8 protein-coding genes and 1 pseudogene are annotated in these 12,063 nt (G+C 64.0%); 3 read left to right on the top strand and 6 right to left on the bottom strand.

Annotated features, from left to right (window positions below):
- Window positions 1-80: 80 nt before the first annotated feature.
- Window positions 81-1,259: a helix-turn-helix domain-containing protein gene (locus tag AB0N24_RS15320; RefSeq protein WP_364125832.1), complete on the top strand. Its 1,179-nt coding sequence runs from the start codon at window positions 81-83 to the stop codon at window positions 1,257-1,259.
- 24 nt (window positions 1,260-1,283) lie between these two features.
- On the opposite strand, the pseudogene AB0N24_RS15315 reads toward AB0N24_RS15320, so the two are convergent.
- The 5 genes and pseudogenes from AB0N24_RS15315 to AB0N24_RS15295 all read right to left on the bottom strand — a co-directional run.
- Window positions 1,284-1,672 (bottom strand): annotated as a pseudogene (locus AB0N24_RS15315) (FAD-dependent oxidoreductase); the annotation flags it as partial.
- Between the two features lie 81 nt (window positions 1,673-1,753).
- Window positions 1,754-3,136 carry an MFS transporter gene (locus AB0N24_RS15310; protein WP_364125829.1) on the bottom strand — a complete coding sequence of 461 codons (1,383 nt, stop codon included), beginning with the start codon at window positions 3,134-3,136 and terminating at the stop codon, window positions 1,754-1,756.
- A gap of 331 nt (window positions 3,137-3,467) precedes the next feature.
- Window positions 3,468-4,088 (bottom strand): DUF998 domain-containing protein, encoded by a 621-nt coding sequence (locus AB0N24_RS15305; RefSeq protein ID WP_364126134.1) that lies wholly within the window; start codon window positions 4,086-4,088, stop codon window positions 3,468-3,470.
- 116 nt (window positions 4,089-4,204) lie between these two features.
- Window positions 4,205-5,557, bottom strand: coding sequence for a potassium transporter TrkG (locus AB0N24_RS15300; protein WP_364125826.1), 1,353 nt, complete (start codon window positions 5,555-5,557; stop codon window positions 4,205-4,207).
- Window positions 5,558-5,639: 82 nt separating this feature from the next.
- On the bottom strand, window positions 5,640-7,619 hold the full coding sequence (locus tag AB0N24_RS15295; protein ID WP_364125823.1) for an amino acid transporter: 1,980 nt from the start codon (window positions 7,617-7,619) through the stop codon (window positions 5,640-5,642).
- Window positions 7,620-7,942: 323 nt separating this feature from the next.
- On the opposite strand from AB0N24_RS15295, the gene AB0N24_RS15290 reads away from it, so the two are divergent.
- On the top strand, window positions 7,943-9,919 hold the full coding sequence (locus AB0N24_RS15290) for an amino acid transporter (RefSeq protein ID WP_364125821.1): 1,977 nt from the start codon (window positions 7,943-7,945) through the stop codon (window positions 9,917-9,919).
- Between the two features lie 72 nt (window positions 9,920-9,991).
- Here the strand turns inward: AB0N24_RS15290 and AB0N24_RS15285 are convergent, their stop codons facing one another.
- On the bottom strand, window positions 9,992-10,804 hold the full coding sequence (locus AB0N24_RS15285; protein WP_364125819.1) for a hydrolase: 813 nt from the start codon (window positions 10,802-10,804) through the stop codon (window positions 9,992-9,994).
- 197 nt (window positions 10,805-11,001) lie between these two features.
- Here AB0N24_RS15285 and AB0N24_RS15280 point away from each other — a divergent pair, with 197 nt between their 5' ends.
- Window positions 11,002-12,057, top strand: coding sequence for a DNA polymerase IV (locus AB0N24_RS15280; protein ID WP_364126131.1), 1,056 nt, complete (start codon window positions 11,002-11,004; stop codon window positions 12,055-12,057).
- Window positions 12,058-12,063: the final 6 nt, after the last annotated feature.

Raw genomic sequence — 12,063 nt, 5'->3', positions numbered from 1 at the left:
TCACCTGACTCAATTGTGTCAGTAGATCTGCTCAAAATACTTAGCTGGTAGCAACCGAAAATGGGCTGTATCGTGTGAAAATGCACAATTTAGATGATGCCGCCGTCAGTCGCAGATGGTCAGAGCTCGTGGAGCTGCTTCACGACAGGGTGGATATCTTGGCTGGGAAGTTCATTACCCAGGTGCGGGAGATCCCGGAATATCGGGAATCCGCCGTTGACACCAACGAGATCATGCAGACGGCCCGGGAAACGTTCCATCGCCTTGTGAACGCCCTCAGGAACGGCGGGCGCCGCCCCGGCGGCGAGCTCGACGGAGAATTTTCTGCGGCCTTGGGTGCCAAACGTGCCCGGTCCGGAATTCCAGCCGAAGCCCTCATCTCCGCGGTGCGCTTGGACTTCACGATTCTCTGGGCAGAGCTTTTGGCGATCGCTGATCCGGCAGATGCGGTGATGTTGACAGCCCGGGTGGATCAAGTGTGGCGTGTTGTGGACGAGTTTGCCGCCCGCACGAACGCTAGTTACCTCAACGAGCGTGTGCGCATGGCACAGGAGGAGTCAAGCATCCAGAACGAGTTCATTGCGAGGCTGTTCAGCGTCGTGCATCCTTCCGCAGAAACGGCCGCCCAGGTTGCCGAGGCGCTGGGAGTGTCGGCCACTGCGCGGTTTGGTGTTGTGGCGGCCAGCGGAAGTTCCGCTGCTCGCTTGCGAGCTGCGAAGGGAAACGCCTCGGCAAGGCGCAACCAAAGACTGTTCCTCCGTGAATCGGGCGACATGGCCTACCTGTTCTGGCCCGTGGTGGCGCCGCGGACGGGCGAGGACGCCGTTCCCGCCCTAACGGTGCCAGAGGTACTTAAGGACATCCCCTGCGGTGTAGCCGAGGCGAGCGGACTGCGGGCATTGCCCTCGGCGGCGCGAACTGCCTCAAGCTTGGCTGCCCTCTTACATCCCGGTGACACTGGCCCCCTTTCGGCGGACCTCGCGTGGCCCAGACTGGCCAAGCGACAACTCCAGGAGGCCGGGCTCGATCTTCTCGAAGAGCTTGATGTTGCGCTTGAGCGTTGTCGTGGTGTCGAGCGAGAACGGCTGACGGAGGCGGCTCGGCATTTTCTTCAGTCGGGCAGTGTCACAGTCACTGCAGACCGCATTTTCTGTCATCGAAATACCGTCCAAAACAGGCTTAACCGTTTTCAGGAGTTGACCGGAATCGATCTGACGGTGCCGGCTCAGGCTGCTCGGTTGGTTGTGGCCTGGGCCTGATCACGGGGTCAAAGTCCTGGTCCGTTATGGCAGATAGGCCAGCGCGTTCTGTCTGCCATAACGGACCTGAGTGGTTGGCCTCTCCTGGGCCAATGCCGGGACGGTCCCAGCTTGCCGCAATACGACCGGTGCGAGGTCGTGGAATCTGTCACCGGGCCCCGGGTTTACTGGTGCGGACCTGCCCCCCAGCTGGTTCAGAACGCCCATACGGCATTCAATCCTGTAGTTACGGCTCCTTCGGCCCACCCTGCAGTCCAAGACACGTCGTCTCCGGCGAGATAGATCCCATCACTGTTGGGGTCCTCCTCATGCATGAATTGGGTGAAGAGCCGCCGCTGATACCTGTAGTGTCCGGGGAGGTTTATCTTGAAAGCGCCGGCAAACCCTGGTTCGTCCTCCCATGAGACCGTCACCCAGGAGACCGTCACCCAGGAGGCGCGGGGGAATGGATCGAGCTCGGCGCCGCCGCCTTCACCACCTCAAAGGAGTTCACTTCATGCGCGGGCGCTCCTAAGCGGCTGCGAATTGGCGGCGTTATCAGCTTCGAGATCCTGGAGGGACTTGCCCTTAGTGTCGGGGGAGAGAAGGGTGGCCAGCGCTGCGACGAGGCAAATGCCGAACGTGGTGAGCCCGATGACCAAAGGAACGTTCGTTGACCCGGGGGGAGCGACCGCCGTGAAGATGCTCGGGAAGAACGAGGCGATCATGAGGCCTACATTCTGCGACACCGCGAACCCGGTCACTCGGATCCGCATAGGGAACTGCTCCTGGAAGAACGTGGCGAATGTCGCGTTCCACATCTGGAAGAAGATTCCCTGCACAATGACGATGCACACGAAGACCAGCGGCAGGCTCCTCTGGTCGATTGCCCACAAGTATCCCCCTGCCAACAGACCGCCACCGATGCCGCCAGCCACCATGAGCCCTCGCCGGCCGATCCTGTCGGACAGAGCGCCGAAAAGCGGGATCGTCACTACGGCAGCCACGTTAGCCACGAGGGTGACCCAGAGGAACTCGCTGCTGGAGTATCCGATGCCGTAGCCCTTTTGGGTCGCGTAGGACACGCCAAAGATGAGGGTCGCCATGCCGATCACGTTCGTGAAAGTCATGATGACGCAACGGACAAAGACCCATGGGTGGGTGCGCAGGAGGTCAACGAGCGGGAACCGGGGCTTCGCCTTACTCCTATCGGACTGCGCCAGGTACGCCGGCGGCTCCTGTACCCGACGACGGATAAGGTAGCCGGCCAGGATCACGAGCGCGCTCAGAAGGAACGGGATGCGCCAGCCCCAGGTTTCGAACTGGTCGTCGGGAAGAAAAGCGGCGAGCGGAAGGAGGACAGCGGTGGCCAAGATGGAGCCGACCTGCGTGCCCTGAAGACTGAAGCTGGCGAAGAAGCCGCGCTTGGCATCGGGGGAGTGCTCAACGATCATCGCGCTGGCACCGCCGAGCTCGCCTGCGACCGCGAAACCCTGGATCAGCCGGAGGATGACCAGCAGGACGGGTGCCAGGATGCCGACCTGTCCGTACGTGGGCAAGAGTCCGACGGCGAAGGTCGCGAAGCCCATTAGCAGCATCGCGAAGACGAGCACGTGCTTGCGGCCGTGCCTGTCGCCGTACGCGCCCAGGACAACAGCGCCAACCGGACGAGAGAGGTAGCCCACCGCGTAGGTCGCCAGCGAGGCGATGATCGCTACGGTCGGGTTCCCGGACGGGAAGAAGATGGCGGGGAAGATGAGCGTCGCGGCCAACGAGTACAGCGCGAAATCGTAGTACTCAAGCGCGCTTCCGATCCAGCCGCTCATCGCGGCTTTCTTCGGGTCCCTCCGGCCGATGTCGGCCGTGAGGCTTGCGCGGATGTCTCCGGGGGTGCTCATTCGATAAGATCCTTCGTCGTCTTTGGCAAGGAACCGGAATTCCATTCTGCAGTGTGCTCCATGATCGAGATCATGGAAACGGCTGGAAAGCCCTTTCCGTTGAATCGATTCATTTAGCATATGAGGTGATGCGCATTACGTCAACGCCTACACGAAACTGCAGCACCACGGACCCGCGTAATTGCAATAGCCCGGAGGAGTGGCGTTGGAGGAGGCGGGCGGATATGGCGTGATTGTCCGCAAGCGAAGGCGCCGGTCGCCGCGGTGGGATTTCGGCGCCGGGACGTCGCCATGGCACACCATTTTCGGGTTCGGAGAACGGGATCTGAACCTAGGGCTGTGCTTGGCGGATGGTTGCCCGGCCCGGGTAGCGGTTGCCCAGGCGGAATGCGACCGCGAAGATCCACGTCATGAATGTGACCAGAATGATCCGTTGGACGAGGCCTTTCCATTCAAACAGTCCGTTCCCGGGCTGCTGGCTGATTCTAAGCACGGCTACTCCTAGGGTGAGGACGATGCCGCCGGCCAGTGTCCATCCTGCCAGCGGGCGCCAGACCGGGTCACGGCGGAAGCGCCTGTAGAACACGAAGCAACTGATCGGTGCGAATGTGAATACCAAGGCACCGAAGATGCCGTGCACGATGCCGTGGGCGCTGTGTTGGTCCAACATCACGGACGGGTCGGTGGTGAAGGGCCCGGAGGCCATCAGGCTGACTCCGATGATCTTTATCAGCGCGGGGCCGAACCGGGACCCCGCACCGGTGCTGAAGTACGCGGAGAGCCCGACTCCGAACACAAGCATCAACGCGCCGGTGAGGACAAAGTTGAGGATTTGCACCCAGCCGAAAGGGCCAAGGGACAGTTCGCTGACGAACATGCCCGTCTGGGAGTATCCGGGGGACAGCCACCCGTAAATTGTGAAGACGGACACGAAAAGGACTGCCCCGATCATACCCGCGGCGGCGGCCAGCCTGACACGACGACGTCCACGCGCCCCCCGGCCGGGGGCAGAGTTCGAGATCACAAGGTGAAGCCTAGTACTACCAGCGCTTGCCTGAGGCTGGCAGCTCACCCGATGATCGGCCTCTCCTCCGGCAAGTGGTAGAGCCTGGGCTTCGCGGACAGGGCCAGGGAGGAGGCCACGGTGATGGTTCCGATGCGGCCGATGAACATCAGGGCCATCAGCACCCATTGGGCACCGGGCGGCAGGTGGTAGGTGATTCCGGTGCTCACTCCCACCGTGGCGAACGCGGAGATGGATTCGAAGAGGACCTTTTCCAGGCTGTAGTCGGTGAGCATGAGGAGCAGCAGTGTTCCGCCGATGACGGCGGCGACGCCAAGCAGGGCGACGGAGAGGGCCTGCCGCTGGGCTGATGAGCTGATGGACCGGTGTGCGATGGTGACTTGTTCGCGGCCGCGGACCTCGTTCCAGATTGCGAATCCCAGGATCAGGAAGGTGGTGATTTTGATGCCACCGGCTGTGCCCGCGCTTCCGCCGCCGATGAACATGAGGACGTTGGTGACCATGAGGGTTTCGGGCGTTGCGGCGCCGTAGTCGATGCTGTTGAAACCTGCGGTGCGTGGAAAGACGGTGCCTGCCAGCGCAGCGAGGAATTTGCCGCCGGTACTTAGCCCGCCAAGGGTTTCGGGCCGGTTCCACTCGAAGGCTGCGAAGAGCGCGAAGCCCAACCCCAGCAGTGCGAGGGTTCCGTAGACGGTGAGGCGGACATGGACGCTCCAGGCCTTGAACCGGGCGCCGTCGCGCATCAGGGCGATGATCACGGGGAACCCGAGTCCACCGCCGATTATGGCCACGCAGATGGGAACGATGAGCCACGGGTCTTCTGCGACACCGATCAGGTTGTCGCTGTAGAGGGAGAACCCGGCGTTGTTGAATGCCGAGACGGCGTGGAAAATGCCGTGCCAGAGGGCAGTTGCCGGGCTGCTGTCGTAGGCGATCCAGAACCGGACGGAGAGGAAAACGGCCGTCGTCACCTCGAAGATGCCCATGATTCGCGCCACCCGGACGAGCACTGTGCGGACGTCACCAAAATTCAGGGTTTGGGTTTCGGACTGAGCCACCAACTGGCCGCGGAGGCCCAGGTTCTTGCGGACGAGCAGCGCGAGCAGCGTTGCCAGCGTCATGATGCCGAACCCGCCCACCTGGATGAGTCCGAGGATGACCGCCTGGCCGAAAGGCGTCCAGAATGTCGAGGTGTCCACCGTGATCAAACCCGTGACGCAGACGGCCGAGACGGACGTGAAGAGCGCCGGCATCAGCGCATCTACGTCGGCGTCGGTCCTGGCCTGTGGCAGCAGCAACAGGCCTGCACCCAGCAGGATGACCGCCAGGAAGCCGACGGGCAGGGACCGGACCGGGTGCAGCAGCAACCGCTTGAAGCGCCCGTCCGGCCGTCTCATACCGTTCCTGGGCCGGAATGCGATCCCCTGACGCCACCCGCGCGGGGTTTTACCTGCAAGACCAATGTTCACAGTGACGCCGTCACCCTACGTGGATACGTGGACGCCGGGCGGGGTCCGATTCGTGCTTCCGAAGGATCTCCCTCACAACCGGTGGCGTGTCGCCGCGGCCCAGGAGGAGATAGCGCATCAGGTGGGCGAGCGGGTTGCCTTCGGACCATTCGAAGTACGCGTGCGGGATGACGCCTGCGGTGTCCCGGAGGGCCAAAAGGACCGCCGCGATGGCGTTGGGGGCGGCCGGGCTTTCAACCCGCAGGACGCGGTAGCCGTCGACTTCGACACCGTGCACATCCAGGGTCCCGCCGAAGTTGGAAGGGTCGATGATGTCTATTTCGAGGAACATGACGTCAGCGGTCCCGGGGACGGCGTTCTGGCCCCGCTGCTCAAATTCCTTTTCGGAGTATTCCTGGTTGTCGCCTGCCTGGCGGCGGTTGGCGATCAGGTTCAGGGCGCCGTCGTAATCCAGGGAGTCGGCGATGAAACGGCGGGCGTTCCCGTCAAACCTGATCACGTCCGCGCGCAGTTCCGTGGTCCGTGCTACGCGGGACACCAGCGAGATGGCGATGATGCCGAGGATAAAGAAGGCAGAGATGGTCAGCCCGTCGGGCTTCTCGATGACGTTTGCGGCCAGCGCGTAGAGCAGGATCAGGGACAGCAGCGCGAAACCCATCCCTGCCAACCGTTGGCGGCGCCGGAGGGCGGAGATCGTGACGGCGATGGATCCGGAGACCATCATGGCCAGGATGCCGGTGGCGTACGCGCCGGCCTGGGCGTTGACGTCGGCATTGAAGCCGATGGTGATCAGGATGCTGACAGCCGTGTACACGAGAACTACGGGTCGCACGGCGCGTCCCCATTCCGGGGCCATGCCGTAGGCGGGGAGGTAGCGCGGGACGATGTTGATGAGCCCGGCCATGGCCGAGGCGCCGGCAAACCACAGAATCAGGATGCTGCTGACGTCGTAGACCGTGCCGAAGGCGTCTCCCATTTGCTGGTGCGCCAGGTAGGCCAGGGCTCGTCCGCTGGCCTCTCCGCCGGCTTCGAATTCCTCGGCCGGGATCAGGACCGTGGTGACGAAGCTGCTGCCCAGGAGGTAGACGCTCATGATGCCAGCGGCCGCGGTGAGCAGCTTGCGGGTGTTCCGCACCCTGGAAGCAAGGCGTTCCTCGGGCGTCTTGCCGTCGGAGGCCACCAGGGGCATCATGCTGACGCCGGTTTCGAATCCGGACAGGCCGAGGACCAACAGCGGGAAGGCAATCACGGCAGGGCCGAAGATGTCCCCGATGCCGCCGCGTGCTGTCAGGTCCCCGGTCCAGGCGGCCAGGGCTGCGGGATCGCTGATGACCCTGGCCACCCCGGCGAGGATGACCACAGCGTTCAGGAGCAGAAAGACGGCCACCAGCGGAATGGCCACAACGACGGCTTCGCTGAAGCCGAGCAGGAACACGCCGCCCAGTATCAGCAGCAGGACCACGGTGATGAGCACGGCCTGTCCGTCGAGGAACTCGGGGAGGTAGGGGTTCTCCAGCATGTGCACGGTGGCATCTGCCGATGAGAGCGTGATGGTGATGATCCAGGATGTGGCCACGAATCCGAGCAGGATCAGGACGAACAGCTTCCCCCGCCAGAACGGCAGGAGGCGTTCCAGCATGGCCACTGACCCTTGTCCGTGGGGGCTTTCGCGGGCGACCCTCCGGTACATGGGCAGCATTCCCAGGAGAGTGAGGGCAACGATCAGGAGCGTAGCAAGCGGGGACAGAGCTCCGGCGGCGAGGGCTGCGATCGCCGGCAGGTAGGACAGCGTGGAGAAGTAGTCGACTCCGGTCAGGCACATGACCTTCCACCATGCCTGCGGCCGGGCGTGGTCTTCAGGGCTTTCCGGTCCTATGACCGGCTGGACCCGGTGTTTCAGCAGCCACCGCACCAGCCCGTTTTCGGTGCTGGTCTGCGGCCCGGGCCGTCTGACTTCTGCGGGAATGGTCTGGTGGCCTGTGTCGCTCATGTGCGTCTCCTCTGTTGCCGGGGGCGCAGCTGTTCCAAAACGTCCGACACCTCGGCGATTCAACCTAGTCCCCGGGCAGGGCGCAAATGCGTGTTTCGGCAATTTCTTTACGGTTTCTTAACGCCGGTAGTCGTGCGGGCAGGGCGGTCGGCACGGCCGGGGCGCATCCCTCTGACCGGTAGGCAGGGCGCTGCCCGGCTGGCAGCACAGCCGCGGCGCCGTTAAGGTTCCGCAAGGATTCAGGCCCTGCCGGAAGCAACCGGACCGGCCGGTGTTAGCGTCAGCAGTGATCGCGGTGGTCCGCATCGCGTGGAGAGGCACCGATGACAACGCTGAGCAGGCCCCCGGCGGACCCTTCGGCACCGCGCCCCGGGGCGAAGGCCAGGTTCAGGGGCTGGCTGCTGTTCGGGCTGCAGGACAGCAAGGGCATCCATCAGGGCCCGGGTGCCGTGAGCGACTCACAGCTGAAGAAACACTCGTGGTGGCAGGTGATGTGCCTGACGGGCGTGGACTATTTCTCCACGCTCGGATACCAGCCGGCCATTGCCGCACTGGCTGCGGGGGTCATCTCGCCGCTGGCAACGTTGGTGCTGGTGGCTGTCACGCTGTTCGGCGCCTTGCCCGTCTACCGGCGCGTTGCGGGGGAGAGCCACCGGGGCGAGGGGTCCATCGCGATGCTGGAGCGGTTGATGCCGCGCTGGGGCGGCAAGCTCCTGGTCCTGGTACTGCTCGGCTTCGCCGCCACGGACTTCATGATCACCATGACGCTGTCCGCCGCCGACGCGACCGCCCACGCAATCCAGAACCCGTTTGCTCCCGGCTGGCTCCAGGGACAGAACGTCCCGGTCACGATCTTCCTCCTTGCCCTGCTGGCTGCGGTCTTCCTGCGCGGATTCAAGGAAGCCATTGGCGTCGCCGTCGTCCTGGTCACCGTATACCTCGGCCTGAATGTGGTGCTAGTTGCCACCACCATCGGGGAGGCATTCGTCCATCCCGTTGCCGTTGCTGACTGGTGGCAGGCGCTGACGACGTCCCGTGGGAACCCGTTCATGGTGGTTGGCATCGCGCTGCTGGTCTTCCCCAAGCTCGCGCTGGGCCTGTCCGGCTTTGAAACCGGCGTGGCGGTGATGCCCCAGGTCAGTGGCGGCCCGGACGACACTGAGGATAACCCTGTAGGCCGCGTTGCCGGGACCCGACGGCTGCTGACCACCGCCGCCGTGATCATGAGTTCGTTCCTGGTCACCACCAGCTTCACCACGGTGATCCTGATCCCGGAGCAGGAATTCCAGCCGGGCGGCCAGGCCAACGGACGCGCGCTGGCGTTCCTCGCGCACGAATACCTGGGCCACGGGTTCGGCACCGCCTACGACGTCAGCACCATCGCCATCCTTTGGTTTGCCGGCGCGTCCGCGATGGCCGGCCTGTTGAACCTGGTGCCCCGCTACCTTCCCCGGTATGGCATGGCCCCGGGGTGGGCCAGAGCCGTGCGGCCACTGGTGCTGGTCTTCACCCTGATCGGATTCCTGGTCACCTGGTTGTTCGAGGCCGACGTCGACGCCCAGGGCGGCGCGTACGCCACCGGCGTACTGGTGCTGATGACCTCGGCAGCGGTTGCCGTGACACTCTCGGCCCGCCGCCGACAGCAAAGAAAACGCACCCTCGGGTTCGGGATCATCGCCGTGGTTTTTATCTACACGACGGTTGCGAACGTCTTTGAACGGCCCGAAGGCATCCGGATCGCCGGCTTCTTCATCGCGGGCATCATCGTGATATCCCTGCTCTCACGCATCCTGCGGTCCTTTGAACTCCACGCCACCCACGTCCACCTCGACCGTGAGGCACTCGAGTTCATGTCCAACACCCTGTCCGGCCCCATCGGCATCATCGCCCACGAGCCGCTCCGGCTGACCGCCGAAGCCTACCGGCACAAACTGACCTCTGCCATCGAGGTGAGCCACCTGCCTGTCGACTCTGAGGCGCTGTTCCTGGAAGTGATCGTGGACGATTCCTCCGACTTCGAAACGGAACTCGAGGTGCGCGGCGTGACCAGGCACGGCTACGCGATCCTGGAGGTCCATGCGCCGGTGGTCCCCAACACCATCGCCTCGGTCCTCCTGCACATCCGGGACGTGACCGGACTGATGCCGCACATCTACTTCCGCTGGACCGAGGGAAACCCTGTCATCAACCTGCTGAAGTTCCTCTTCCTGGGCGAGGGCGAAATCGCCCCGGTCACCCGTGAGGTTCTGCGGGAAGCAGAACCCGACGTCACGCGCCGTCCGTGGGTCCACGTCGGCTGACTATCTGCGCTGAGGCGCCCTGATCGCCCTGGCGCGCGGGCTTCCCTGCACTGTGGAGCGGGGATGGGCGGTTCAGGTCAAATGGTCGAAGTCTCCTCGCGCCCAAGCAGCGTGCCGTTGGGCGGAATCGTGGAGAACCGCCTTGGCTCCGGACGCGATTACATTATTGAAGTTGCCGTAGATCCTGTCGAACTTGAGCTCTCCGAGCTGCGCGGCGATTCGCAACGCCACCGCGCCGGATAGCGGCAAATGATTCGGGTAGCTGCGCATGAAGGCGATGGAGCGACGGTCCGGATTCGGGAACACGCTGTCGCCGGTGAGCAGAACTCCTCTGCCGGCCGCTCCGGCAGCCCAGTGCACCACTGCGCTGCCGGAGAAGTGCCCCCCGGTCTGGTGCAGTGTCAATCCTTCGGCGATGGTTTGACTGCCGGACCAGTATTCGATGATCGGATCATTGCGCCCCAGCCATCGCCGGTCTGCGTCCGCCACAAGGACAGGGACGCTGCCGAGCCGGTGCGACCATTCGACCTGCACTCCAAACATGTGCGGATGGCTAGCGGCGATCGCCAGGACCGGGCCTCGCTCGAGCACTGCGTTCACGGCGCTGTCATCGACATATCCGACCGGATCCCACAGCAGCGAACCCTTTGGTGTCACCACAAGCTGAGCGGTCTGGCCGATCCCGACTTTCGGCTCCGTCCTGATCCCGATAAGTCCCGGCTCGTTCTCCTTCAACAAGATCTGCTGGCTTTGCCGTGCCAGCGCGTCCAGTGTGAGCCACTTTTGTCCGTCCTCGGGCACGTACTGCCGCTCATCGGTGCAGATCGGGCAGAGTTCCGGGGTAGGTTCGTCGCGTTCGACGGCGCAGGTTGCGCAGATCAGCATGGTGGTCCCTTCCAAGCGTCTTGTGGCCCGCTTTCCCGCCTTCTTCACCTTCGGCCGCAGGCTGGCGTGCCCAGACTATGGCATGCCAAAGTCTCCTAGGAAGAGAGATCCTTGAGGTACCGAGCCAAGCTCGGTGGAGAGCCGATGCTTGCCGGGGATGTTTAGGGCAGACTGGTGGCGTGAACGGAATCCAGTGGGTGCTGCACGTCGATCTCGACCAGTTCATCGCGGCGGTCGAAGTGCTCCGGCGGCCGGAGCTTGCGGGCAAGCCGATCATTGTCGGCGGTCGGGGCGACCCCACGGAACGGGCTGTGGTGTCCACCGCATCCTACGAAGCCAGGGCGTTCGGTGTGGGTTCCGGAATGCCCCTACGCATTGCGGCCCGGAAAGTGCCCGACGCCGTGATCCTGCCCGTCGATCAGGAAGCTTACCTCGCGGCGTCTGAAACGGTAATGGCCACCCTGCGCGCGCAGCCCGGCGCCACCGTGCAGGTACTGGGTTGGGATGAAGCCTTTGTAGGCACTGAGACAGAGAATCCGGAAGCCTACGCCCGGCAGGTGCAGGCCGCTGTCCTGGAACGAACTCAGCTGCATTGCAGCGTGGGCATCGGCGACACCCTGGTCCGGGCCAAGGTCGCCACCGGTTTCGGCAAGCCGGCCGGCGTCTTCCGTCTCACTGCCGGGAACTGGCTCGACGTCATGGGCAGTCGGCCCACCAAGGACCTGTGGGGCGTCGGAACCAAAGTGTCCGGCCGGTTGGCGAAACTCGGCATCAACACAGTCGCCGAGCTCGCGGCGACCGACGCCCAGGACCTGGTCCCGGAGTTCGGCCCCAGGATGGGTCCCTGGTACGCGGAGCTCGGACGCGGCGACGGTGCAAGCGTTGTGGACGACACCCCGTGGGTTGCCCGTGGGCATAGCCGGGAGACCACCTTCCAGCGGGACCTGACCGAGCCCGCCCAGGTGGTCGACGCCGTGAGGGAGCTGGCAGCGCGTGTCCTTGAGGATGTTGTGGCCGAAGGACGGCCCGTCGTCGGGCTGACCCTGAAGGTTCGGTACGCACCGTTCTTCACGAAGACGCACGCGAAGAAGATTCCCGAGACATTCGATCGGAACGAAATCCTGGCGCGGGCCTTGGACCTCGCAGCCGGAATCGAAGCGGACCGTCCGATCCGACTCCTGGGCCTGCGGGCCGAAATGGCAATGCCCGACGATGCCCGAAAGGGACATACGCCGACGCGCGGCGGTTGGTGACGGCGT

The sequence above is a fragment of the Arthrobacter sp. NPDC093128 genome, from assembly GCF_040683875.1.
In the GTDB taxonomy this organism is placed as follows: domain Bacteria; phylum Actinomycetota; class Actinomycetes; order Actinomycetales; family Micrococcaceae; genus Arthrobacter.
The sequence above is the reverse complement of the archived record's forward strand: the minus strand, read 5'-3'. Positions and strand labels throughout refer to the sequence as shown.